Source organism: Ectothiorhodospira sp. BSL-9 (assembly GCF_001632845.1).
GTDB lineage: Bacteria > Pseudomonadota > Gammaproteobacteria > Ectothiorhodospirales > Ectothiorhodospiraceae > Ectothiorhodospira.
Window position 1 is genome coordinate 283960 of the sequence record NZ_CP011994.1, and the last position, 22852, is coordinate 306811.

At 63.2% G+C, this 22852-nt stretch carries 24 protein-coding genes; 13 read left to right on the top strand and 11 right to left on the bottom strand.

Features of this window, described 5'->3' with window-relative positions:
* Positions 1-27: 27 nt before the first annotated feature.
* The 3 genes from ECTOBSL9_RS01435 to ECTOBSL9_RS01445 form a co-directional block, all read right to left on the bottom strand.
* Entirely contained in the window at positions 28-693 is a 666-nt protein-coding gene (locus tag ECTOBSL9_RS01435; protein ID WP_063465937.1) for a 4Fe-4S dicluster domain-containing protein, read from the bottom strand.
* A 127-nt stretch (positions 694-820) separates the two neighbouring features.
* Positions 821-1288: a DsrE/DsrF/DrsH-like family protein gene (locus ECTOBSL9_RS01440; protein ID WP_063465938.1), complete on the bottom strand. Its 468-nt coding sequence runs from the start codon at positions 1286-1288 to the stop codon at positions 821-823.
* Positions 1289-1397: 109 nt separating this feature from the next.
* Positions 1398-1628 (bottom strand): sulfurtransferase TusA family protein, encoded by a 231-nt coding sequence (locus ECTOBSL9_RS01445; RefSeq protein WP_063463557.1) that lies wholly within the window; start codon positions 1626-1628, stop codon positions 1398-1400.
* Positions 1629-2002: 374 nt separating this feature from the next.
* Between ECTOBSL9_RS01445 and ECTOBSL9_RS01450 the strand changes: the two genes are divergently transcribed.
* From ECTOBSL9_RS01450 to soxB, 5 genes are all read left to right on the top strand, one after another.
* Positions 2003-2317, top strand: coding sequence for a hypothetical protein (locus tag ECTOBSL9_RS01450; protein WP_063463558.1), 315 nt, complete (start codon positions 2003-2005; stop codon positions 2315-2317).
* A gap of 110 nt (positions 2318-2427) precedes the next feature.
* Positions 2428-3807: a M48 family metalloprotease gene (locus ECTOBSL9_RS01455; RefSeq protein ID WP_240481024.1), complete on the top strand. Its 1380-nt coding sequence runs from the start codon at positions 2428-2430 to the stop codon at positions 3805-3807.
* 240 nt (positions 3808-4047) lie between these two features.
* Positions 4048-4512: a thiosulfate oxidation carrier protein SoxY gene (soxY, locus tag ECTOBSL9_RS01460; RefSeq protein WP_025282119.1), complete on the top strand. Its 465-nt coding sequence runs from the start codon at positions 4048-4050 to the stop codon at positions 4510-4512.
* Positions 4513-4557: 45 nt separating this feature from the next.
* The gene (gene soxZ, locus ECTOBSL9_RS01465; RefSeq protein ID WP_063463559.1) at positions 4558-4866 is read left to right on the top strand and encodes a thiosulfate oxidation carrier complex protein SoxZ; all 309 of its coding nucleotides are present in this window, start codon (positions 4558-4560) and stop codon (positions 4864-4866) included.
* A 256-nt stretch (positions 4867-5122) separates the two neighbouring features.
* Positions 5123-6895 carry a thiosulfohydrolase SoxB gene (gene soxB, locus ECTOBSL9_RS01470; protein WP_063463560.1) on the top strand — a complete coding sequence of 591 codons (1773 nt, stop codon included), beginning with the start codon at positions 5123-5125 and terminating at the stop codon, positions 6893-6895.
* Positions 6896-6945: 50 nt separating this feature from the next.
* Here the strand turns inward: soxB and ECTOBSL9_RS01475 are convergent, their stop codons facing one another.
* From ECTOBSL9_RS01475 to ECTOBSL9_RS01485, 3 genes are all read right to left on the bottom strand, one after another.
* Positions 6946-7899, bottom strand: coding sequence for a GGDEF domain-containing protein (locus ECTOBSL9_RS01475; protein WP_063463561.1), 954 nt, complete (start codon positions 7897-7899; stop codon positions 6946-6948).
* Positions 7896-8969, bottom strand: coding sequence for a B12-binding domain-containing protein (locus ECTOBSL9_RS01480; RefSeq protein WP_240481025.1), 1074 nt, complete (start codon positions 8967-8969; stop codon positions 7896-7898). Before ECTOBSL9_RS01480 ends, ECTOBSL9_RS01475 begins: the two co-directional genes overlap by 4 nt.
* Positions 8970-9101: 132 nt before the next feature.
* Positions 9102-9686 (bottom strand): class I SAM-dependent methyltransferase, encoded by a 585-nt coding sequence (locus ECTOBSL9_RS01485; protein ID WP_063463563.1) that lies wholly within the window; start codon positions 9684-9686, stop codon positions 9102-9104.
* 289 nt (positions 9687-9975) lie between these two features.
* Between ECTOBSL9_RS01485 and ECTOBSL9_RS01490 the strand changes: the two genes are divergently transcribed.
* A complete protein-coding gene (locus ECTOBSL9_RS01490) occupies positions 9976-10452 on the top strand; it encodes a DUF4168 domain-containing protein (protein ID WP_063463564.1) in 477 nt (158 codons plus the stop codon).
* 78 nt (positions 10453-10530) lie between these two features.
* On the top strand, positions 10531-10839 hold the full coding sequence (locus ECTOBSL9_RS01495) for a hypothetical protein (RefSeq protein ID WP_156500013.1): 309 nt from the start codon (positions 10531-10533) through the stop codon (positions 10837-10839).
* 59 nt (positions 10840-10898) lie between these two features.
* On the opposite strand, the gene ECTOBSL9_RS01500 is transcribed toward ECTOBSL9_RS01495, so the two are convergent.
* The gene (locus tag ECTOBSL9_RS01500; protein WP_082829678.1) at positions 10899-11837 is read right to left on the bottom strand and encodes a calcium/sodium antiporter; all 939 of its coding nucleotides are present in this window, start codon (positions 11835-11837) and stop codon (positions 10899-10901) included.
* Positions 11838-12008: 171 nt separating this feature from the next.
* Here ECTOBSL9_RS01500 and ECTOBSL9_RS01505 point away from each other — a divergent pair, with 171 nt between their 5' ends.
* On the top strand, positions 12009-12953 hold the full coding sequence (locus tag ECTOBSL9_RS01505) for a class I SAM-dependent methyltransferase (protein WP_063463566.1): 945 nt from the start codon (positions 12009-12011) through the stop codon (positions 12951-12953).
* A gap of 9 nt (positions 12954-12962) precedes the next feature.
* On the opposite strand, the gene ECTOBSL9_RS01510 is transcribed toward ECTOBSL9_RS01505, so the two are convergent.
* The 4 genes from ECTOBSL9_RS01510 to ECTOBSL9_RS01525 are packed head-to-tail and all read right to left on the bottom strand — an operon-like array spanning position 12963 to position 16108.
* Positions 12963-14444 (bottom strand): helicase HerA-like domain-containing protein, encoded by a 1482-nt coding sequence (locus tag ECTOBSL9_RS01510; RefSeq protein ID WP_063463567.1) that lies wholly within the window; start codon positions 14442-14444, stop codon positions 12963-12965.
* Complete coding sequence (locus ECTOBSL9_RS01515) at positions 14441-14998, bottom strand: lipocalin family protein (protein ID WP_063463568.1); 558 nt, start codon at positions 14996-14998, stop codon at positions 14441-14443. Before ECTOBSL9_RS01515 ends, ECTOBSL9_RS01510 begins: the two co-directional genes overlap by 4 nt.
* A 22-nt stretch (positions 14999-15020) precedes the next feature.
* Positions 15021-15383: a nuclear transport factor 2 family protein gene (locus ECTOBSL9_RS01520; protein ID WP_063463569.1), complete on the bottom strand. Its 363-nt coding sequence runs from the start codon at positions 15381-15383 to the stop codon at positions 15021-15023.
* Positions 15384-15439: 56 nt separating this feature from the next.
* Positions 15440-16108 (bottom strand): putative metalloprotease CJM1_0395 family protein, encoded by a 669-nt coding sequence (locus ECTOBSL9_RS01525; RefSeq protein WP_063463570.1) that lies wholly within the window; start codon positions 16106-16108, stop codon positions 15440-15442.
* Between the two features lie 277 nt (positions 16109-16385).
* Here ECTOBSL9_RS01525 and ECTOBSL9_RS01530 point away from each other — a divergent pair, with 277 nt between their 5' ends.
* The 5 genes from ECTOBSL9_RS01530 to ECTOBSL9_RS01550 all read left to right on the top strand — a co-directional run bounded on the left by ECTOBSL9_RS01530 (position 16386) and on the right by ECTOBSL9_RS01550 (position 22839).
* Entirely contained in the window at positions 16386-18587 is a 2202-nt protein-coding gene (locus ECTOBSL9_RS01530; RefSeq protein ID WP_082830022.1) for a mechanosensitive ion channel domain-containing protein, read from the top strand.
* A gap of 125 nt (positions 18588-18712) precedes the next feature.
* Complete coding sequence (locus ECTOBSL9_RS01535; protein ID WP_063463572.1) at positions 18713-19042, top strand: high-potential iron-sulfur protein; 330 nt, start codon at positions 18713-18715, stop codon at positions 19040-19042.
* Between the two features lie 270 nt (positions 19043-19312).
* On the top strand, positions 19313-20938 hold the full coding sequence (locus ECTOBSL9_RS01540) for a thiamine pyrophosphate-dependent enzyme (RefSeq protein WP_063463573.1): 1626 nt from the start codon (positions 19313-19315) through the stop codon (positions 20936-20938).
* A gap of 59 nt (positions 20939-20997) precedes the next feature.
* Positions 20998-21504, top strand: coding sequence for an indolepyruvate oxidoreductase subunit beta (locus ECTOBSL9_RS01545; protein ID WP_063463574.1), 507 nt, complete (start codon positions 20998-21000; stop codon positions 21502-21504).
* The gene (locus tag ECTOBSL9_RS01550; RefSeq protein WP_063463575.1) at positions 21505-22839 is read left to right on the top strand and encodes a phenylacetate--CoA ligase family protein; all 1335 of its coding nucleotides are present in this window, start codon (positions 21505-21507) and stop codon (positions 22837-22839) included.
* The last annotated feature ends 13 nt before the right edge of the window (positions 22840-22852 follow it).

A 22852-nucleotide genomic window follows, 5' to 3' on the forward strand; every position in this document is an offset into this window, starting at 1 on the left:
ATGTGGTGGTGCAAGGCGAAGGTGGACTCAATCTTCTTCCTGTTCTTCGAGCCACTCGTCGTATTCCTCCCTTTTCTCGTCGATGAAATCCTCGATCACGTCGAACAGGTTTTCATCCATCAGCTCAAGCGACTTGAGCACCCCGGTCATCTCCCAGATGGTGTACATCTCTACGGATGTTTTCAGGGAGACTTCCCAGGCGGTATCGGTGGTCTGCAGGGTCTGCATGGGGATGGCCTTGCGCAGGATGCGAAGATCCCCGTCCACCTTTTGAATGTTCGGGCCCCAGTCGGGGAAATGGTCGGGCTGGATCATGTCCGGGGAGAGCTGGTTGCCGGTGGTGATCAGCTTGAGCATCACCCGCCCGAAGGGTCGCAGCACGTCCTTGGCGGATTGCATTTCGTGCTTGATGGCCACTTCCCGCATGATGGCCACCAGGCCGCCGGGGGAGTTCTTGAAGGGGCAGCGGGCCGCGCAGGTCATGCACTGGGCGCAGGCCCAGATCTTCTCCTGCATGGCGTCGTAGATCTGCTCCACGTTTTCGGTCCAGAGCAGCTGCACGATCTCGCGGGGGCTGTAATCGTAGAACTGGGCCGAGGGGCAGGTGGCGGTACAGATACCGCAGTTGAGACAGCCGTTGAGTTCGTGGTCGTAACGGAAGTCCCCACGAATATCGTCGTAGATCTGCTGCATTTCCGCATAGGTTGCCATGGGATACCTCGTTGCATATCGCGGGGCGTTATAGATCTATGCCCTAGTAAAACTGTCAACTTTTCAGCCGTTGAGGAAGTCTAGACCATTTCCCGGACTTCGCTAGTCGTCACACGTACAGGCAGATATCCGAGTCACCCGCGAACTCGAAGAAGGTGGCGGCGCCACCGTAGTCGATGCCCTCAATGAAGTCGTCCCGGGCCATGTCGAACAGGTCCACGGTCATCTGGCAGGCGATCATCTTCACTTCCGCCTCCAGGCACATCTCCCGCAGCTCTTCCACGCTGGCCACGCCCTTGGACTTCATCTTCTTCTTCATCATGGAGGTCATCATGCCCTGCATGCCGGGCAGGGCCTGCACCAGCACGGGCATCGGCATGGGCATGGGCATGCCCGGGTTACCCAGGGAGGTGACCTGCAGATCCGGCTTTTTCTTCAGCAACTGCAGGCCGTAAAAGGTGAAGAACACCTGCACCTGGTAGCCCAGGGCAGCGGCCGTCGAGGCCAGGATGAAGGGCGGGTAGGCCCAATCCAGGGTTCCCTTGGTGGCGATGATGGCGAGTTTCTTTTCCGACACGTCCTGCAACCTCCTTGAATCTGCCTGCTTGAAATGCCAGGTCATTGGCCCTTGAACGGGGGCTCTTGATCGAGATGGCCGTCGCTGGGCGACGGCCATGCAGCCCTCATCAGGACTTGCGCATCAGGAAGTAGAACTTTCCGCCCTCTTCCTTGTGCTCCATCAACTCGTTGCCGGTCTGCTTGGCAAAGGCCTCGAAGTCCTTCACCGCGCCCGGGTCGGTGGCGATGATGTGCAGCACCTGTCCGCTGGACAGGGAGGCCAGGGCCTTCTTGGCGCGCAGAATGGGCAATGGGCAGTTCAGTCCGGAGGCATCCAGTTCCTGGTCGAATTCAGCCATGGTTCAATCACTCCTCTTGCGCGGGACGGGCGGGCTTGAGCGCAACCGCGGCAATGTCCCTGATGTCATGTGGAAAAACCTTCGCCGCCAGATCATCGCATGAATGGTCCAGGCTTCGGGGCTTTCGCGTCTTAAGGATTTTTTATCCCCAAGAGGATCATACTTATGCCCGGATGGCCTGCGTTGACTTGCGACAACTCAATTGCGCCACACGTTACCGTATTAGCATATACTAAGACAACATATAATTAGATGTTTTGGAAATCCACCCGGGGACGCCGCCCCCTGAACCAAGGAACCGCGCCGATGTCAGAGGCGTGGTAGTGTTCAGCGGACCAGGATCATCCCCGCCTTCAAGCCGAGGAGCCCAGACCATGGACAAGAAAGCCTTTGCCGTTGACACCCAATACGCCGTCACCTTGCGTGACGCCACTGGCCGGCTCCGGCCCGCCAACCTGTATGTCCACCAGCTCTTCGACCAGGACATGATCGCCCGCCGCACCGACGGCGGCGCCCAGTCCGGCTTGCTGTTCAAGATCCCTTACAAGGACGTGGCGCGGGTGGTGCGCACGGTGCCGGTATCCGACAAGAAACGCTTCATGCTGCCCGAAGCCATGTTAAAGCCGAAATTATGGGAAAACCGAAGTTCCATGGCCGCCTATTCTTCATCCCCGGGATTGGGCAAGTAGACGACACCGCTCGCGGACAAGGCCCGTCGCACCGAGGGCGGGGAGCACACGCCCCCCGCCTGTGGGCGCGACTGGTCACTGCCCTGCTCTGCCTGGCCCTGCTGTGGCCCGTGCATGCTCCGGCCCAGGTATCCCTGCCGGAGATCGGCGACCCCTCTTCGGCCATGCTATCCCCCTCCCAGGAGCAGCAACTGGGCCGCTCGCTGCTGCGGGAAGTACGCCGCAACCTGCCCTTGAGCAAGGATCCGCAACTGCTGGGATACGTGGAGGCCGTGGGTCAGCGTCTGGTCTCCAGCGCCCCGGATGGGCATCCCAACTTCACCTTTCTGGTGGTGGAAGACGATGGCATCAACGCCTTTGCCATGCCCGGGGGTATCGTCGGGGTCAACACCGGCCTGATCGAGGCCACCCGCAACGAGGCCGAACTGGCGGCGGTGCTGGCCCACGAAATCGCCCACGTCACCCAGCGCCACATCGCCCGCGCCTACGCCGGCAGCACCCGCATCGACCTGGCCGCGGGCCTGGCCATCCTGGCGGGCATCATCGCCAGTGCCTATGCCCCGGAAGTAGGCCAGGCGGCCATCGTCGGCGGCATGGCCGGCAGTGCTCAGGCGCAAATCAACTTCACACGCGCCAACGAGCAGGAAGCCGACCGCATCGGCATCTCCATCCTGGCGGCCACCGGTTTCGACCCCCAGGCCATGCCCAGTTTCTTCGAACGCCTGCAGCAACTCAGTGGTGGGCTGGCTGAGGCCGTGCCCGAGTATCTGCGCACCCACCCGGTCACCAGCAACCGCATCAGTGACAGTCGCTCGCGTGCCGACCAGTACGACGGGGAGTACCGCAGCGACTCCCAGGAGTTCCGGCTGATCCGGGCCCGCATCCAGGCGATCCAGGACCCCTCGCGGGCCATCAGTCTTCACGAGCGGCGAAATGACGGCGAAGCCCCCAAGCCGGAAGAACTCTATGGCTATGCCCTGGCCCGGAACGAGCGCGGGCAACGGGATCAGGCACTGGCGGCCCTGGACCGCATCGACACCTCCGACAATGAAAGCCTGGCGCTGTACGTGGACCTTGCCCGGGCTGAAGTCCACATGGAAGGGCGGAATCCGGATCACCCGCAGGCCCTTGAGATCCTGGAGCGACTGCACGACATCTATCCCGGTTACCTGCCCGTGGCCCAGACCTACGCCAGGGCCCTGAAGGACTCCGGCCGCCATGATCAGGCCATCCAGGTGCTCGACCGACTGCTGCAAGCGGATCACCCGCCCCCGGAACTGCTGCGCCTGCGGGCCGATGCCGCCGCACGCGCCAATCGCCAGGTGATCAGCCACGAGAGCATGGCAGAATATTATTTCCATCACGGACAGTACCGTGAGGCGGTCAGACAACTGGACCGGGCCCTGGCATCACCGGACCTCACCCCGCACCTGGAGGCCCGGGTGCGCAGCAAAAGGGACATTGCCATGCGTTTTACGGACGACCGATAGATCGCTTCAGTATGTTCTGATATTCGACTTTTCGTATATAACTAAAAAACACTTGTAAAAAAGATTTAGTTAGGTACGCTGTGGATTGTGATCCGTCAAAGCAGCCTGAATCGCAGATTGGCATGCCACTTAAAAGGCCTGTCAAACCATGAGATCGAGTGATCGATCCAACCCCGAATCCTCAGGGATGGGTTAACGGGCCAGGCGAGGCCCCGCATTGAAATAACTGGAGGAGACCACATGAACAGCAAGCGTCGAGTGTTTCTCAAGGGCACCCTGGCGGCAGGCACCGTGGGGGTGGCCGTAGGCGCCGGCCTGCTCACACCCAGCACCGTACTGGCCAGTGCCCGGGAGGGTTTCGAGGCCGGGTCAATCAGTGATGCACTGCAATCCGTGATGGGATCGGACAGCCACGACTCGGGCGACATCACCATCAGCGCTCCGGAACTGGCAGAAAACGGTGCCGTGGTACCCATCACCGTGGAATCCAGCCTCACCGGCGTAACGGACATCGCCATCCTGGCGGCCGCCAACAACACCCCGCTGACCTCCAGCTACAAGCTGGGTGAGGGCACCAAGGCCTACGTGGCTACCCGCATCAAGATGGGCGAGAGCTCCGACATTGTTGCCGTGCTCAAGTCCAACGGGCAGCTCTACAGCAGCTCGCGGGAAGTCAAGGTCACCATCGGCGGATGCGGCGGCTGATCCACCAGCCCGCGCACCCCCAGGCCCAAACCAGGAGAACCTGCCATGTCCAGCATTCGCGTACGCGCTCAGCTCAGTGACGGTGTAACCAATGTCCGCGCCTTGATCAGTCATCCCATGGAGACAGGTCAGAGAACCGACAGCGGCGGTAACACCATTCCGGCCCACTACATCACCGAGGTCAAAGCCAAGGTGGGGGATCGCGAGATCCTCACCGCCAACTGGGGCCCGGCCATCTCTCGCAACCCCTATCTGTCCTTCCAGTTCGAGGGTGCCTCTTCCGGCGATACCCTGGATATCTCCTGGGTGGACAACAACGGGGAATCGGACAGCACTCAGGTGCAGATCAGCTAACAATCATACAATCATAAGGCCGGGAGCCTTGCAGGCTTCACCGGCTGTACGAGTAACAGGTTTGTAGTACGTCGCGCCATTCGTTCCCCCGGGAACGGCCACCAAGAGGAGCGACCCGACCACCCAGCGCGGTGGCGGGTCACGGCAGGAAAAAACATAATCATACCTGCCATTTGAGCAAGCCCGGTTTTCGCCGGGCTTTTCTTTGCATGGGAAAGACGCCGGACAACGGCGCATCATGTCTGGAGGAAGCTAGATGAATCTATCCCGCCGAGAATTCCTGCAGGTCCTGGCCGCCGCCGGTGTGGCCGGTTTCTCACTGCCCGCCAGTGCCCGACTCGGGGCCGCCGGCAAGAATCCCAGCGACCCTTACGAGTTACCGGCCAAGGGCAACGTGTCGATCCTGCACTTCACCGACTGCCATGGGCAGTTGCTGCCCGTGTATTTCCGCGAGCCCCATGTGAACCTGGGCGTGGCCGACATGAAAGGCCGCCCACCGCACCTGGTGGGCAAGCACCTGCTGGAGCACTATGGCATCGACCACCCCGGCCTGCTCTCCCACGCCTATACCTACCTGGACTACGTGAAACTGGCGGAACACTACGGTCGCGTGGGGGGCTTTGCCCATCTGGCCACGCTGGTGAAAAAAATCCGCGATCAGCGCCCCGGCGCGCTGCTCCTGGACGGCGGCGACACCTGGGGCGGCGGCTCGGGTACGGGCCTTTGGACCAACGCTCAGGATATGGTGGATGCTCAGCTCAAACTGGGCGTGGACATCATGACCGGCCACTGGGAATACACCTTCGGGGCCGACCGGGTGCGGCAGATCGTGGAAAACGACTTTGCCGGTCATATCGAATTCCTGGCCCAGAACGTGGTGGACGTGGACTGGGGCGACCGCATCTTCAAGCCCTACACCATCCGTGAGATGAACGGCGTGAACGTGGCCGTGATCGGCCAGTCCTTCCCCTACACCCCCATCGCGAATCCACGGCACATGGTGGCCGAGTGGTCCTTTGGCATTCGCCAGCGGGAGATGCAGGAGACGGTGAATGAGGCCCGCGCCGAGGGGGCAGAGGTGGTGATCCTGCTGTCCCACAACGGCATGGATGTGGACATCAAGCTGGCCCAGGTGGTGGACGGCATCGACGCCATCATGGGCGGGCACACCCACGACGCGGTCCCCGCCCCGCTGGAGGTGAAAGGGCCGGAGGGCGGCACCTGCCTGGTCACCAATGGGGGTTCCAACGGCAAGTTCCTGGGCGTGCTGGACCTGGACTTCCGCGATGGCCGCATCCGCGATTACCAGTACCGTCTGCTGCCGGTATTCGCCAACCTGATCGAACCGGACCCGGACATGGCCCATTACATCGAACAGGTGCGCGACCAGGAGGTCACCTTTGATGGCCAGACCTTCAACATGAAGGACAAGCTCTCGGAAGAGCTGGCGGTGAGCGAGGATCTGCTCTACCGGCGCGGCAATTTCAACGGCACCTTCGATCAACTCATCTGCGATGCCCTGATGGAGCAGGTGGATGCCCAGATTGCCTTCTCGCCGGGCTTTCGCTGGGGCACCACGGTCCTGCCCGGCATGCCCATCACCTTCGAACACATCATGGACCAGACCGGCCTCACCTACCCGGCGGTGACACGCAACGAAATGAGCGGTGCCATGATCAAGGAGATCCTTGAAGATGTGGCCGACAATCTCTACAACGCGGACCCCTTCTATCAGCAGGGGGGCGACATGGTGCGGGTGGGTGGCCTGAAATACAGCATCGACCCCACCCGCTCCATTGGCGAGCGCATTGCCGACATGGAACTGAACGGCAAGCCCATCGCCCCCAACGAGAATTACGTGGTGGCCGGCTGGGCCAGCGTGCAGGAGCAGCCGGCGGGCGACACCGGTCGCAAGATCTGGGACGTGGTGGCCGACTACCTGCGCGACCACGAGACGGTGTCCATCAGCGAACTGAACGAACCGAGGCTGCGGGGCGTTGAGGGTAATCCGGGGGTTTCCTCGGTTTAATTTCTCGGTTTAAAGGGAAGGGCTGGGGAGAGGGGCGAAAACCCCTCTTCCTACCAATCCGCCACCACCTGATCCCGCCCCTTCTGCTTCGCCCGGTACATGGCCGCATCCGCCCGCTGTATCAGGGAGTCCACACCCTCCGTTTCCCGCCATTCGGCCGCACCGATGCTGGTACTGGGTCTAAAGTCATCATCCAGAGGTCGCAACTCCCGGGTCCGCAAGCGCAAGCGCTCACCCACCTTCATGGCCACGTCCAAAGAGGTGTCGAGCATGTACAGACCAAACTCCTCGCCACCCAGACGCCCCGGCAGATCCGACACCCGTACCAGGGCGCGCAGCAAATCGGCGAAGGCCACGAGCACCCGATCTCCCGCCGCGTGGCCGTAGGTATCGTTCACCCGCTTGAAGTGATCCAGATCGATCATCAGGATCGACAGGCGATGCTGCCGGCTCCTGGCCTGGGCCACACCGGACTCAAGCCGCTCCAGGAAATGGCGACGATTGGCCAGGCGGGTGAGCCCGTCGGTACGGGCCAGTTCCTCGTTCAAGGCATTCACCCGGGCCAGATCCCGGTTGGCCCGCCTCAGGTCACGCACCAGCCGGGACATGTCCAGGGTGAGGTTGCCCATACGGGCCACCACTTCATGATCACCAGCCTCGGCCACTTCGCCTATCAACAGGGTGTGCCCATCCAGGGGATAGGCGTGAAACAGACAGCGCTCCCCCTCCGCCGTGGCGCGAAACACCCGGGCCACGGTCTTCTCTTGTGCCTCGCCGGGCTCAATGTCCAGTGGACCGTGTTCGTCACTGAAAAAACGGGCAATGGGCTCCCCGCGCACATCGGCAAAACCCGCATAACGGGACCTGAAGGCGCTATTGGCGCAGATGATCCGGCCATCCTGCCCCACCTCCAGCACCAGCAAACGTCCCGAATTCACCACATAGTCCTGCAAGGCCCTGGCCAGATCGGGCCCGGGAGGGGTATCGCGGGTCCCCGGTCTCATCTGGGGGCACCCAGACTTCGGGCCCAGGCCACCGCGGCCATGGCACTCTCAAGATGCAGATCCGCGTTGACCGACTGCACCAGCCAGGGAGCCTCATGAAAGGCCTGCCCACCGACCACGATGGGGGTGGCATCATCCGGCCCCAGGGCCGCCCGCAAACTGGCCACGGTGGAACGGGCCTCGCCCACGTTACCCACCAGCGTGACCGACAGGGCCACGAAGCGAGGGCGCTCCTCCAGCACCGTGGCCACCAGGGTTTCCGGAGGCGTGTCGGCGGTCAGCAAGGTGATATCCCAACCATCCAGTTCCAGGCTCACGGCCAGCATCCAGGAACCCATCTCGTGGAATTCGTTGGACACGGGAGACACCAGCCCGCGACCCCGGTCGCTCTCGGGGAACGGTTGGTCGTAGTAAAGCGCAGCCAGCACCCGATAGACCATGGCCGTGGTCTGGTGCTCCATGGCCACCGACAGTTGACCGGCCTCCCAGCGAGCCCCCACATCCACCATGGCCGGATAAAACAGGTTTTGCAGCAGCGATTCATAGGGCATCCCATCCAGCAACAGGCCATGGCAGCGATCGATCACGCCCGTCGTGTCCCCCTGGATAAGGTGGTCGACGATATACTGATAGTCGTCTTCCCAGCGAGGCTGCACGGATGCCCGCCGCGTCCGGTACTGGTGCGCGGCCTCGATGAGTTCATCATGGTGCTGCACCATCCACTCATAAATGGGGAGGATCGCCTCCGCTTCCCGCGCGGGCAGGATCCCGGCAATCGCCTCTTGCCAGGTTTTCCACTCGTGGAGGAAGAAGTCGAAGGACACGCCCTGATTGTGATAAGTGGCATAGACCCAGGCCAGGGCCTGCTCCAGCAACCGGGCGTCGTTCCCCGCCATGACCTCACCCATGAAGGCGGCATGGTGGCGACGGGTGCTATCCATCAGCCTTGGCGAATGACTGCCCACCCATTCCCCCAGCCGGGAATCCTGATCCATCCGACGGGCCACGGCATTGACCAGTTCGCCACGGCGCGCGCGAAAGGCCTCTGCCGCGACTTCCGGTACTGGCAAGGGAGCATGCGTTGTTTTTGGATTCGTTGGCACGATGGACTTGGGCTATTTTGAGACAAAGTCCAGATTACATCATTGTGACGCTGCCAGGCATTGTCCGGAATCATATCCGGGCAGCTGGCCATATCTCTGTCAATATATCTTGTGAAAGGCAGCGGTAAAGTCGTTGTCCAGATAGTCTTCGAGGATCTCCACTCGTGCCCCCAGTGCCTCCCCCTGGGCACGAATCTCCTCCGGCAGATAATAGTTGAAGCGTGATGGTCCCGGCTGCCCCTTGAGCAGGTTGAATACAAAGGCCTGCCGCGCGGCACCGTAGCAGTGCTGGATGAAGCACCCCGTTTCGTCCCGGGTGAGATTGTTCATGGCCCCGCTGCACAGATAGAAGTCTGCCTCGGGCAGAGGGTCATGGAGTACATCCCGCAACCATATCTGACATCCTGTGCGCTCACGGGCTGTCTGGATCATGGGCTCGCATACTTCCAGACCGATATATCCGGCTGGTGGGCCACGATGCTTGCACAGAAAAGTATAGAGATCTCCGAACCCACAGCCGGCATCCACGAGCGTTTTGCCAGTGAGGTCATGGGGCAGGCAGCGGGCCAATGCAACAAAACGCGCCGTCTGAGTGTAGGCCGAGCGCCAGTGCAGTCCCTGTGGCGTCGCCCCGTGGTTCGCCATGGCACGGCGGTAGAAGGCCTCATTATCGACTCTGGGCATGGCACAGTGACCGCGGCAATGGTGTCACGCCAACATAGTCCCCAGGGTTTTCAGGGTCAATGCACCTGACTGACGCCGACTCACGCGCCAACCTTTGCCGATGTGATACCACCTCACGTGACGCATGTGCTGTTTTGATACGCCCGCGACCTGGTTAACCGCCCCGGACACTTCGCAGCACCAAGCCCATAAGTCACTGTTCATAAAGATATTAACAACCTCAGAACTCAATTGGCACGCCCCCTGCTTTATCTTGGTTGTCATTTCACCAACCCAATGGGAGCAATCAATGACATTACGCAAGACAGCCTTGGCCCTGGCCATCACTTCCCTCTTTGCCCTCGGTGGCACGGCCGCCGCTCAAGGCTTCGGCGATGATGCCGGCGGCGCGCCCCCGGATGCCCAGCAAGGCACCCCCCCTGATGCCGGCGGCGCTGCCCCCGAGCAAGGCGGTGCCCCGCCGGAAGGCGCAGCCCCTGGCGCAGCCCCCGAACCCACGGTGGAACTTACCGATGAGGTGATCGACGACTTTGTGGATGTCTTCGTGGAAGTCCAGAAGATCGAGGAAGACTTCGCGCAGCAGCTGGATGCCGCCGAAGACCAGGCAGAAGCACAAGCCATCCATCAGGAAGCTCAGGAAAAGATGGTTGAGGCCGTCGAAAGCAATGGCATGAACGTGGAGGAATACAACGAAGTGGCCATGGCCCTGCAGGGTGACCCCGAGCGTCTTGAAGAGGTGATTGAACGTACCCAGGATCGCCTGTAAGACACAGGATCATTCCAGCCTCTGCCCGGCCGGCCCACCGCTGGCCGGGCCCTGGTCAGTCCCGATAGGAGTTGCACCATGAGACACGTGAAGAAAACCCTGGGCGTGCTCGCCGCCGTCCCGCTGGCACTGCTGGTGGGCTGTGGCGACCCAGGCCCGGAGATGGAAGAACAGTTCGAGCCAACCGATCAGCCGGATATGGAGCAGCAGGAAGGGATGGGTGCACCGCCGGATGATGGCATGGGCGCACCGCCTCCCGACGACGGCATGGGCGCACCGCCCGCCGATGATGGGATGGGTGCACCACCCCCGGACGATGGGATGGGTGCACCGCCCGAGGGTGACATGGATATGGAAGCACCCGAGGGTGACGATCAGGACCGCTGAGTCCGTTTCATCCCACGGCAGGTCCCGCCCACGGGCGGGATCTGCACGTTTTCAGGCAGCTACACCAGCAGCCAGGCCAGATAGGCCAGGTAAGCCCCCAACAAGAGCACCCCGAAGACACGCCCCAGGTCACGCCGCCAGGCGAACGCCATCCACACCACCAGCGAGAACAGCAGCATCACCGACAGATCCACATAGGTGATACCGCCAGCGCCCAGGGGAATGATGGTAGCGGTGATGCCCAGCACCGCCAGCACGTTGAAGACATTGGAACCAATGATGTTGCCCAGCACCATGCCGGTCTCCCGCTTGAAGGCGGCTGCCACGGTGGTGGCCAGTTCCGGCAGACTGGTACCCACAGAGACCAGAGTCAGACCGATCACCGCCTCGCTCACTCCCAGGGCCCGGCCAATGGTGATGGCACCACTCAAAAAGGCCTCGGAACCCACGTACAGACAGCCCGTCCCGAAGACCACGAAGAGGGCCGCCCGCCCCATGTCAATCCCCGCATAGGCCCCCACCTCTTCCGCCACCTGATGGCCCGCCATCTGACGCCGGGCCAGATGCACCTGCCAGGCCACGAACCCCACCAGCAGGAGCAGCAGCACCATACCTTCGATGCGAGAGATCATGCCGTTGTAGAGCAGAAGAAACGGCAGGGCCACGGCGCCCACCATCAGCGGCAGTTCCCTCTTGAAGGTTTCCTGTTCACAGCGCACGGGATAGAGCAGCGCGGCCGCTGCCAGCACCAGCCCCAGGTTGGCAATATTCGATCCCACCACATTGCCCACGGCGATGCCCGACTGCCCCTGCAGGGCCGCCATGACGCTGACCACCAGTTCCGGGCTGCTGGTGGCAAAGGCCACCACCGTCAGACCGATCAGCAGGGGCGAAATCCCCGTGCGCAGGGCGATGGCACTACTGCCAGCCACCAGACGGTCGGCGCCATAGGTGAGCAGGGCCACGCCCAGCAACAACATGAGAACTGCAAGCAACATGATGGGAGTCTTCCAGATCAAAACAGGGGGCGGAGTATCGCACAGCCCCAGGTGCGTAAAAGCTCAGCAGTCCTGTTCCATCCGATTGTGACCGACCGCCTCGGCGCGGAACAGGGCCATGTCGGCGCGCCCGGGGATATTATCACCGGAGCATCCGGGCATAATGAAGGGATGAACAATGCCTTCACCAACCGACTGAGCAAGAACCTGCGTCACTGGGGCAAATGGGCCCGCCGGCGCGGGATCGAGTGTTTTCGTGTCTATGACCGGGACATCCCTGAATTCCCCGTGGCCATCGACGTGTACGCGGGGGTGCCCCATGTGCACGTGTACGAGACCCGCTGGGAGGCGGACGATGCCGAGTATGGCGCCTGGTTAAGACAGGTGCGCGATCAGGTGGCCGGGGTCTTCCAGGTCGATCCGGTGCATCTGGCCATGAAGGTGCGACGCCGCCAGAAGGGACTGGCGCAGTACGAAAAGACCGGCCTGGAGGGCAAGGAGATGATCGTCCACGAGGACGGCCTGGCCTTCTCGGTGAATCTGCATGCCTACCTGGACACAGGCCTGTTCCTGGATCATCGCCAGACCCGGGCCATGGTGCGCGAACGTAGCCAGGGCAAGCGCTTTTTGAACCTGTTTGCCTACACGGGCAGCTTTACGGTTCATGCCGCCGCCGGCGGCGCCAGCGACAGCCTGACCCTGGACATGTCCCGCACCTATCAGGACTGGTCCCTACGCAATTTCCAGCTCAACGACCTGGCCCCGGACCGACACCGCCTGGAACAGGTGGACGCGATGCAATGGATGGAAGCGGCTCCGGCCCTGGGGCAACGCTATGACCTGATCGTGCTGGACCCGCCGTCGTTTTCCAACTCCAAGCGCATGGAGGCCACCCTGGACGTGCAACGGGATCATCCCTGGATGATCAACCGTTGCCTGGGTCTGCTCAGCCCGGGGGGTGAGCTGTTCTTCTCCAACAATCGCAAGGGTTTTCGGCTCTATGAGGACGAACTGGCCCCCTGCGAGGCGCGCGAAATCACGGCGCAGACCGTGCCGGAGGATTTTCGGCGCAGTCGCCCCCATCGTTGCTGGTTGATCACACGCCCCGGCGCCTGAGACGCCAGCCTACCGGCGACGCCCCGTGAGGGAACCCAGCAGGCCCCGCACGATCTGACGCCCCACCTGGGTGCCGATGGCCCTGGCGGTACTCTTGGCGGTGGCAGTCACCAGGCTGTCACCCCGTCGGGCCGGGGCGCGCCCCTGGCGACGGGTTCGCGCGGCCTGCTGGGTGCTGGTCTCCACGGGCTGTTCGCTCAGGGCCGCCTTGGCCTGCCGCTCCAGGATCTGATAGGCCGATTCCCGATCCACCGGCGTATCATAGGCCCCGGCCAGGGGGGACTGCTGGATCAGGCTGCGACGCTCCGCATCGGTCAGCGGCCCCATGCGGCTGGCTGGCGGCCTAATCAGGGTGCGTTCCACCTGCGTGGGCTGCCCCCGCTCGTCCAGCACCGACACCAGGGCCGACCCCGTGCTCAACTCGGTGATCACCTGCTCCGTGTTCAAATCAGGATTGGGCCGGAAGGTCTGTGCAGCACTGCGCACGGCCCGCTGGTCCCGGGGCGTGAAGGCGCGCAGGGCATGCTGGATGCGATTGCCCAGCTGGCCCAGTACCGGCTCGGGCAGATCCAGCGGGTTCTGGGTCACGAAGTACACCCCCACCCCCTTGGAGCGGATCAGGCGCACCACCTGCTCGATGCGATCGGTGAGCGAGCGCGGCGCATCCTTGAACAGCAGGTGCGCCTCGTCGAAGAACATCACGAAGCGAGGCTTGTCCACATCACCCACCTCCGGTAACTGTTCGAACAACTCCGACAGCAGCCACAGCAGCAGGGTGGAGTACACCAGGGGGCTGCTACGGTACAAGCGCTCGGCATGCAGGATGTTCACCACCCCGCGCCCCTGCTCATCCGTTTGCAGAAAATCCTCCAGGGTCACCGCGGGCTCTCCGAAGAACCCCTCCGCCCCCTGGGCTTCCAGATTCAGCAGGTTCCGCTGGATGGCACCGATACTGGCCGGGGCGATGTTGCCATAGTCCCGGGACAGTGCCTGGCGCTGCTCCCCCACCCAACTCACCATCGCCCGCAGATCCTTCAGGTCCAGCAGCAACCAGCCCTTGTCATCGGCCACCCGGAACACCAGTTGCAGCAGGCCGCTCTGGGTCTCGTTCAGGTTCATCAGGCGGGACAGCAGGGTGGGCCCCAGGTCCGCCACCGTCAGACGCAAGGGGTGTCCATGCTCACCGAACACATCCCAGAAGACGGTCGGTGCGCCATGCATTTCCAGGTCTTCCAGCCCCACTTCAGTGGCACGCTCCCGCACCCGCTCGCTGAGCTCCCCCGGGGCCGCGATCCCCGAGAAATCCCCCTTGATGTCCGGCACGAATACCGGCACGCCCAGGTCCGAGAAGGACTGGGCCAGGGTCTGCAGGGTGATGGTCTTGCCGGTACCGGTCGCCCCGGCAATCAATCCATGACGGTTGGCCATGCGGGGGGTGATGGCCACGGGGCGGCCATCGGCCGCACCAATCAACAGCGGGTGAGCATTCACACATCGTCTCCTTGATCATGTTGCACGTAGATGAGTTCATCCACATCGAAACCCAGTTCCCGGGCCTGTTCCACCAGCGAGGCCACCACCGCCTCGTCCAGGTCCGGCGAGCGGGCCAGGATCCACAGGTAGGAACGGGTCGGACCGCTCACCATGGCGTACTGGTAGTCCTCGTCGTCCAGGGCGATGAGGTTGTAGCCCCCGTAGAACGGACCGAAGAACGACACCTTCAACCGGCCCACATTGGGCGATTCGATGAACCTGGCCACGCCGCGGGCCTCGCGCCATTCTTCCTTGTCCGGGTGATAACCCCGGTTGACCACCCGGATGGAACCATCGTCCCGCAACTCATAGTGGGCGGTCACGTTGGTGAGATCCCGTTCAAACGAGTGATCCAGGCGCGCAATGGAATACCAGGTCCCCAGATAACGCTCCGGCTCCAGGTTCTGAACGGGCTTCACGCCATCGGGGATGCCGGTGCAGCCGGTCAGCACCAAGAATAGGGCCAGGACGGGCAACAGCCAATAGGGGGAACGCACGAAAAACCGGGGCATCAATCAACCTCCTGAAAAAAGCCTAAGGCTCAAACAACAACCGATACGGATGCGCATCGAACAACGCCTCGATCCGGTCGATACGCCCCCCCTGCACATGCACCCACTGCACCAGATCCACGGCCATTTTCTCCGATAACTGCACATGAAACACCAGAAAATGACACACGTCCGGCCCGTCCACGAAAGCGTGGCGAACCTCAACACGCTGGACGATGCTGCCACTGAGCGACATGTGAGCGATGAAGGCGTCGGCATCGGAGAATCGCGAGATGGGGCTCTTGTAGACAAAGTCCCCATCCGACAGCAGGGCACGGGCGGTGTCGTAGTCGTGGGCCTCGATGGCCCTAAGATACTGCATCGCCAGGGTCTGGGGATCACTCATCGCAGGTCCTCATGGGGTCACGGCGTCGACTCACCGCCGGGCTGGCACCCGACCGCTCAAGCCACCTGCCGAAACATGGGCTCCGGGGCTGGCCGGTCCACCGCGGCAAACACCTCCGCCAGACGGTCCCGGGCCTCACCGGGTTCCTGGCGAGCCAATCCCCCGGCTCGGGAGGCTTCGTCCCGGCGCTCGGCCATCTCTTCCTGGCGTTCGGCGGCCAGTTCGCGGCGTGCCTCGGCCTCCATCAATCTCGCCTGGGAGGCCACACGGTAATCCTGGGGGGAGGGATCGACGGGTGCCATGGCCGCGCTGAACACCACCCGCGCCTTGGCAATGGCCTCCTGGGGATCGGAGGGGCGCGAGGTATCGATGGAGACTTCGCCCCCCACGGCATAACGGCGACCATCGGGGCCGGTCTCATAGTCGTAACTGGGGGCCGCCGTCACATACTGCCCGCCCGCTGCCACATGGGCCTGCTCATGGGCACGCACAGCACGATCCCGCTGCTGCAACTCGCGCACCACCCGTTCCTCCTCGGGGGTGAGCTCCAGGGGATTGCGGTCGGTCTCAGGACCGGCCTGCTCCCCCTCCTCCGCCTCATCCACGGGGGCAAGCGAACTCTCCGCCTCCAGCTCGGTGTCTGAAGGCGGCGACTGACGCTGTGCATCGGGCCGGATCATGGGCCCGAATGCCGCCACTGGGGCGACGCTGCCATCGATCATCATGACCTATCCGGGAGGGCCTCATTGGCAAACACTCCTTACGACGCTAGCCCTGGCCATCGAGGGTGTCAAGGCCGGGTGACGAAGGTCACACATCAGGGGGTGCCCGGCCGATCATGCGGGGTCGATGGTGGAGGCGGCCCCAGTGGATGCGTTATAAATATGCCTCGACTGCACTCAAGAACACCCATACGCAGCCAAGGAGTCCAGGTTGAATCTCACCCGCCAGACGCTCGCCCGTGTTCTGCTGTTACTGCTGACAGCCGTGCTCATCCTGCCCATGCCCGCGCTGGCCGACTCCCCTTCCGGAGACAGTCGCCTCGCCGACATTCTTGAGGACGACCAGGCCCGGGCGTCACTGATCGCGGAGCTGCGGCGCAGTGCGGCAGAAGCCGATGCCGTGCAGGCTGAGGAGACGGAACCTGCGGTCTCGCTGCCGGGCCGGGTGGCACAACTCACCCAATCCCTGGCCGAGGGCACCGTCACGGAGGTGGAGGCCGCCCTGCAGTCCGGTGGCCAGGCCTGGCAACAGCTCATGACGGCAGACCTGATGGACCTGACCCTGCAGGTGGGGCTGCTGGCCAGCCTCATTGCCGCCACCCTGGTCACCCTGTGGCTGCTCTCCTGGCTGGCACGATTCGCCTACCGGGGCCTGAACGCATACGCGTTCTCCCGCACCGGCACGGTGGGCATCATCCGTCGTGGCGTGGCCATCATTTCCTCCCTGGTCATTGATGTGGCCACCGTTCTGCTGGCCTGGCTGGCCGGGTACGCCATCGCCCTGTTCGTACTGGGTACGTCGGGCGAGATGACCACCCAGGCGACCTTATTCCTCAACGCCTTCCTCATCGTGGAACTGCTCCGCGCCGCCATCCGCCTGGTCTTCTCCAAGCACTGGCCCGGCCTGCGCCCCGTGCCCCTCACCGATGAAGAGGCCGCTTACTGGACCGCCTGGACCACGCGCATGGCGGCGTTTCTGGGATATGGCCTGCTGTTCGTGGTGCCGGTCGTCAAGCAGACCGTTACTCCGGAACTGGGGCGCGCCTTGGCCCTGATCATCATCTTCATGGCCTTCCTCAAGGGTGTGGCACTGGTGATGCAGAACCGCAAGCGGGCTCGGGACAGACTCTCCGCGCTGGCGGACCAGATGGAAACGGGCTTTGCACAGATCAGTCTGAATCTGGTGGCCAAGACCTGGCACATCATCGCCCTGGTGTATCTGGCCGCCATTCTCAGCACCGCCGTGCTGTTCCCGGAACAGGCCCTGCCCTTCATGCTCACGGCCACCGTTCAGACCCTGATCGCCGTGGCGGTGGGTATTGCCCTGTCGGCGTTTCTCACCCGGGTGATCCTGCGTCGCATCCAGTTGCCCGAGGATACCCGGACCAAGTTCCCGCAACTGGAAGAGCGGCTGAACGCCTACATCCCCATGAGTCTGAAGATCACCCGGTTCACCATCCTGGCCGTCGTTGCCGGTGTGATCCTGGATGCCTGGACGCCCTTCAGTCTGGCTGGGTGGGTAACCTCGGACAGTGGCACCCTGATCATCGGCAAGATCGTCGCCGTGGCCCTGATCATCGCCTTTGCCCTGCTGCTCTGGCTGGTGATCGCCAGCTGGATCGAATTCAAACTGAACCCGGCGGCGGGCAACGGTGAGCCCAACCCCCGGACCCGCACCCTGCTGACCATCTTCCGCAATGCCATCGCCATTGCCCTGATCGTGATGACGGTGATGGTGGTTCTGGCGGAGATCGGCATCAACATCGGCCCGCTGATCGCCGGTGCCGGCGTGCTGGGTCTGGCCATCGGTTTCGGAGCCCAGAAACTGGTCCAGGATGTGATCACCGGCGTCTTCATCCAGCTGGAGAATGCGGTGAATGTGGGGGACGTGGTCACCGCCGGGGGCATGACCGGCACCGTGGAACGCCTCACCATTCGCTCCATGGGCCTGCGGGACCTGTCCGGCACTTACCATCTGATCCCCTTCTCCTCCGTGGACGCCGTATCCAACTACATGCGCGAATTCGCCTATCACGTGGGCGAGTACGGCGTGGCCTATCGGGAGGACACGGATCAGGTGATCGCCCGCCTGCGGGACGCCTTCGCAGAACTGCGCAGCATGCCGGAGGTGGCCCCCAACGTGCTGGGCGACCTGGAGGTGCATGGCGTCACCGCCCTGGCCGACAGTTCGGTGAACGTGCGGGTGCGCATCAAGACCGCTCCGGGCATGCAGTGGGCCGTGGGCCGCGAGTACAACCGCCTGGTCAAACGGCATTTCGACGCCGCCGGCATCGAGATTCCATTCCCGCACATGACCCTGTACTTCGGCGAGGACAAGGCCGGCCACGCCCCGCCGGCCCGGGTTCTGCTGGAGGAAGACGGCACCGGTCACGAGGATCCCGCCACCCCGTCGCGGATCTCCCGTTTCCGCTCCCGCTCCAACCCCAAGTTCAAGGGGGACTTCGACGAAGGGGAGGAATAGATTCAGGGTGGCATGCTCATTCATGCTCCGTTCAGGGAACAAGGCGAATAATGGCCCCGAAGCCTGGAGAAATGATCCGGGCCATACGACAAAGCCATTCGCCTCGATGCGAGAAGGAGCACACCATGAAGACCCTGAACAACAACGTGAGCCGTCGCCGTTTCCTGCAGTTCGGTGCCTATGGCCTGGTGGCTGTCCCCCTGGCCGGCCTGGGCTGGACCACCGCCGCGCAGGCGGGCGTGGAACAACTGGACCCGGCCTCGGACACCGCTCAGGCCCTGAGCTACACCCATGATGCCGGGAGCGTGGAGCATGACCAGTTCAAGGAAGGCAGCAACTGCCTGAACTGCATGCTCTACTCCGACCCCAATGCCAAGGAATGGGGCCCCTGCGCGGTGTTCCCGGGCAAGCATGTAGCCGCCGAAGGCTGGTGCACCGCCTGGGTTGCGCGCTGATCCGGGGGATTGCGCCCTCCGCTCCCCCCTCATCCCCGACCCTTCTCCCCTGAGGGGAGAAGGGAGCCATGGGACGAAAACGGGGACAGACACCTTTTTGGCAAAAAGGTGTCTGTCCCCGTTTTCGTCCCCGTTTTGCCGTTTCGCATTCAAAACCCCAGAAATTCCTCCCCCATTGAGGAATCATGTAGACTTGCGGGCTGTCGCCCGCGTTGCCGCGTCGTCGGTCGCCGGGCTCCGTCGTCCCACAGACAGATTGAGCAGCAGATCATGGCATCGACCGAACGTCTTCTTCTGAGCGGCAACGAAGCGGTGGCCCTGGCCGCCCTGCATGCCGGTGTCACCCTGGGGACCGGCTACCCCGGCACCCCTTCCACCGAGATCCTTGAGGCCTTCGACCATATGGGCGGTCCAGCCCAATGGGCGCCCAATGAGAAAGTGGCCCTGGAAGTGGCACTGGGCGTGTCCTTCGCCGGTGCACGCAGCCTCACCACCATGAAGCACGTGGGCGTCAATGTGGCCGCCGACCCCCTGTTCACCGCCGCGTACATCGACATGACCGGCGGTCTGGTGCTGGTCTCCGCCGACGACCCGGGCATGGCCTCCAGCCAGAACGAGCAGGACAACCGCCATTACGCCCGGGCCGCCATCGTGCCCATGCTGGAGCCGGCCGATGCCCAGCAGGCCTATGATTTCACCCTGGCTGCCTTTGAGCTTTCCGAACGCTGGAAGGTGCCTGTGATCCTGCGCATGACCACCCGTATCTGCCACGCCAAGACCGAGGTCCACCCGGGACCCGAGCGCCCCTCCAGCATCCAGCCCGGCTATGAACGCGACATTCCCGGTCGGGTGATGATCCCCGCCTATGCCCGCCCCGCCCACCACAAGGTGCGCGCCAAGATGGAAGAGATCGCCCAGTGGAACGAGCAAAGCGACCTCAACCAGATCCACCCGGGTGATCGCTCCCTGGGCATCATCACGTCCGGCGTTGCTGTCATGCATGCCCGCGAAGCGGCACCGGAGGCCACCATACTGGCCCTGGGGCTCACCTGGCCGCTGCCCATGAAGCGCATCAAGGAATTCGTGGAGAGCGTGGATCGCTGCGTGGTGATCGAGGAAGGCGATCATCTGCTGTACGAGGCCCTGAAGGTGGCCGGTCTGGACGTGGAAGGCAAGCCGGAGATGTACCGCTTCAGTGAGCTGAACGTCCCCCGGGTGCGCCGCATCCTGGCCGGCGACACCACCCCAGAGGCCAAGCCACCCCGGGGCAAGCCGCCGGAGCTGTGCAAGGGCTGCTCCCACCGGGAGGTCTTCGAGGCCCTGAGCCGCATGGACTGCATCGTCGCCGGCGACATCGGCTGCTATACCCTGGGCGTACTGCCCCCCTTCGAGGCCATGGACACCTGCGTGTGCATGGGCGCGGCGATCGGCGTGGGCCTGGGGCTGCGCCACGTGCTGCCAGAGGACCAGGCCCGGCGCGTGGTCAGTGTGATCGGTGATTCCACCTTTGTGCACTCGGGCCTCACGGGGATTGCCGAGATGGTGTACAACCCGCCGCCGACGGGGCACGTGGTCCTCATCGTGGATAACAGCACCACCGCCATGACCGGCCGCCAGGAACATCCGGGCACCGGCCGCAGCCTCAATCACGAGCCCGCCAACAAGATGGATTTTGGTGCCGTCTGCCGCGCCATGGGCGTGAAGAACGTGGAAGTGGTGGACCCGCAAAAGCCCGGCGAGGACTTCGAGGGCCGACTGCGGGCCATGCTGGAAAAGGACGAGCTCTCCGTCATGATCGCCGAGCGCCCATGCATTCTGGCGGCCCCGCTGATCCGCAAGTTTGAGAAGGCACAGGAGGAGAAGCAGGCCCAGTGTTCCGCCGCCATGACGGACTGATCCGTCGCGACGCATCCCGGCTTTCTTCCACACTTACCAACGAATTCAGAGGATCAGCAATGGCTGTCACCAATATTGTGCTTGCCGGCCTGGGGGGCCAGGGCGTGGTCAAGGCATCGGACCTGCTCTCCACCACCGCCTTCAACGCCGGTTGCGAAGTCAAGAAGAGCGAAGTGCACGGCATGAGTCAGCGGGGCGGCTCCGTCACCAGTGACGTGCGCTTTGGCGACAAGGTGCTCAGCCCCATGGTGCCCATGGGCGAGGCAGATTTCCTGCTGGTGTTCGAGTCCAGTCAGGTGGATATCAACCGCGGCTGGCTCAAGCCTGGCGGTGTGCTCATCACCCCGGACGCCATCCCCGAGGGAGCCCTGCGCAACCGCAAGAGCCTGAACGTGGCCATCCTGGGTGCCCTGTCGGTGATGCTGGACTTCGAAGAAGACCAGTGGATCCGCTCCATCCATACCTGTCTTGCCGAAAAGCTGCACGCGGTCAACGAGCAGGCCTTTGCCCTGGGGCGGGAAGTAGGGCAACAGCTGGGCCGCGTCAAAGAAACCGAGGGGGTTTAAATGCTCAAAGAACGCTGGAACGACGTGGAGGGAGGCTTCCACCCGGCCAGTGCGCCGGACTACCTGCCCGAGGAGAAGCTGCGCGAAGTGCAGCTCAGACGCCTGCGGGTCGTGGTGAAGCGCGCCTATGACAACGTGGAACTGATCCGCACGCGGATGCAGGAAAAGGGCATGGCGCCCGAGGACATCAAGCAGTTGTCCGATGTCGCCCACCTGCCCTTCACCACCAAGCTGGATCTGCGCGACACCTACCCCTTTGGTCTGTTTGCCAGCCCCATGAGTGACATTGTGCGCCTGCACGCCTCCTCCGGCACCACCGGCAAGCCCATTGTGGTGGCCTACACCCGGGAGGACCTGGAAGTCTGGGCCGAAGTCATGACCCGCACCTTCGCCTCCTGCGGCCTGCACCGGGGCGATGTGGTGCAGAATGCCTTTGGCTATGGTCTGTTCACCGGCGGCCTGGGGGCCCACTACGGGGCCGAATCCCTGGGCGCCACGGTGATCCCGGTGTCCGGCGGCAACACCGAACGGCAGCTGATGGTGATGAAGGATTTCTCCGTCACCGCCATGTGCGCCACCCCCAGCTATTTCACCCACATCATCGAGCGTGCCCACGACATGGGTATGGACATGCGCGACCTGCCGCTGCACACGGGCATCTTCGGGGCCGAACCCTGGAGCGATGCCATGCGCGCTCACATCGAGGAAGGTGCCGGCATCAAGGCCTACGATATCTATGGCCTGTCCGAGATCATCGGGCCCGGGGTAGCCAGCGAGTGCGCCGAGCAGAACGGCCTGCATGTGTTCGAGGATCACTTCTATCCGGAGATCATCGATCCGGAAACTGGCGAACCACTGCCCGACGGTGAAGAAGGTGAGCTGGTGCTCACCACCCTGAGCAAGCAGGCCATGCCCATCATCCGCTACCGCACCCGGGATATCACCCGCATCATCCCCGAGACCTGCGCCTGCGGACGCACCACCCGGCGCTTCCGTCGCGTGGGCCGCCGCTCCGACGACATGTTCATCATCCGCGGCGTCAATGTCTTCCCCTCCCAGGTGGAAGCTGCGCTGCTGCAGGTGGAAGGCACCCTGCCCCACTACCAGATCATCCTCACCCGCGAAAACGGGCTGGATCAGATGGCCGTGGAGGTGGAGGTCACGCCGGAGGTATTCAGCGACAAGGTCCGGGCCCTGGAGGATGTGCGTGCCGCCCTGGCCAAGGCCATCGAGCACATCGTGGGCATCCGTGTTGGCCTGCGCCTGGTGGAACCGCGTACCATTGCCCGCAGCGAGGGCAAGGCCAAGCGGGTGATCGACAACCGTTCGCTGTAAGTCGTCACAGGAG

What these genes read in the sequence shown, in the direction of transcription:
- ECTOBSL9_RS01530 (WP_082830022.1), top strand. Translation starts at nt 16,386, where the DNA reads ATGCCCGCGCTGGCCGACTCCCCTTCCGGAGACAGTCGCCTCGCCGAC.
- ECTOBSL9_RS01535 (WP_063463572.1), top strand. Translation starts at nt 18,713, where the DNA reads ATGAAGACCCTGAACAACAACGTGAGCCGTCGCCGTTTCCTGCAGTTC.
- ECTOBSL9_RS01490 (WP_063463564.1), top strand. Translation starts at nt 9,976, where the DNA reads ATGACATTACGCAAGACAGCCTTGGCCCTGGCCATCACTTCCCTCTTT.
- ECTOBSL9_RS01525 (WP_063463570.1), bottom strand. Translation starts at nt 16,108, where the DNA reads ATGATGATCGATGGCAGCGTCGCCCCAGTGGCGGCATTCGGGCCCATG.
- ECTOBSL9_RS01550 (WP_063463575.1), top strand. Translation starts at nt 21,505, where the DNA reads ATGCTCAAAGAACGCTGGAACGACGTGGAGGGAGGCTTCCACCCGGCC.
- ECTOBSL9_RS01520 (WP_063463569.1), bottom strand. Translation starts at nt 15,383, where the DNA reads ATGAGTGATCCCCAGACCCTGGCGATGCAGTATCTTAGGGCCATCGAG.
- ECTOBSL9_RS01500 (WP_082829678.1), bottom strand. Translation starts at nt 11,837, where the DNA reads ATGTTGCTTGCAGTTCTCATGTTGTTGCTGGGCGTGGCCCTGCTCACC.
- ECTOBSL9_RS01445 (WP_063463557.1), bottom strand. Translation starts at nt 1,628, where the DNA reads ATGGCTGAATTCGACCAGGAACTGGATGCCTCCGGACTGAACTGCCCA.
- ECTOBSL9_RS01485 (WP_063463563.1), bottom strand. Translation starts at nt 9,686, where the DNA reads ATGCCCAGAGTCGATAATGAGGCCTTCTACCGCCGTGCCATGGCGAAC.
- soxB (WP_063463560.1), top strand. Translation starts at nt 5,123, where the DNA reads ATGAATCTATCCCGCCGAGAATTCCTGCAGGTCCTGGCCGCCGCCGGT.
- ECTOBSL9_RS01505 (WP_063463566.1), top strand. Translation starts at nt 12,009, where the DNA reads ATGAACAATGCCTTCACCAACCGACTGAGCAAGAACCTGCGTCACTGG.
- ECTOBSL9_RS01545 (WP_063463574.1), top strand. Translation starts at nt 20,998, where the DNA reads ATGGCTGTCACCAATATTGTGCTTGCCGGCCTGGGGGGCCAGGGCGTG.
- ECTOBSL9_RS01495 (WP_156500013.1), top strand. Translation starts at nt 10,531, where the DNA reads ATGAGACACGTGAAGAAAACCCTGGGCGTGCTCGCCGCCGTCCCGCTG.
- ECTOBSL9_RS01435 (WP_063465937.1), bottom strand. Translation starts at nt 693, where the DNA reads ATGCAGCAGATCTACGACGATATTCGTGGGGACTTCCGTTACGACCAC.
- ECTOBSL9_RS01475 (WP_063463561.1), bottom strand. Translation starts at nt 7,899, where the DNA reads ATGAGACCGGGGACCCGCGATACCCCTCCCGGGCCCGATCTGGCCAGG.
- ECTOBSL9_RS01515 (WP_063463568.1), bottom strand. Translation starts at nt 14,998, where the DNA reads ATGCCCCGGTTTTTCGTGCGTTCCCCCTATTGGCTGTTGCCCGTCCTG.
- soxY (WP_025282119.1), top strand. Translation starts at nt 4,048, where the DNA reads ATGAACAGCAAGCGTCGAGTGTTTCTCAAGGGCACCCTGGCGGCAGGC.
- ECTOBSL9_RS01540 (WP_063463573.1), top strand. Translation starts at nt 19,313, where the DNA reads ATGGCATCGACCGAACGTCTTCTTCTGAGCGGCAACGAAGCGGTGGCC.
- ECTOBSL9_RS01450 (WP_063463558.1), top strand. Translation starts at nt 2,003, where the DNA reads ATGGACAAGAAAGCCTTTGCCGTTGACACCCAATACGCCGTCACCTTG.
- soxZ (WP_063463559.1), top strand. Translation starts at nt 4,558, where the DNA reads ATGTCCAGCATTCGCGTACGCGCTCAGCTCAGTGACGGTGTAACCAAT.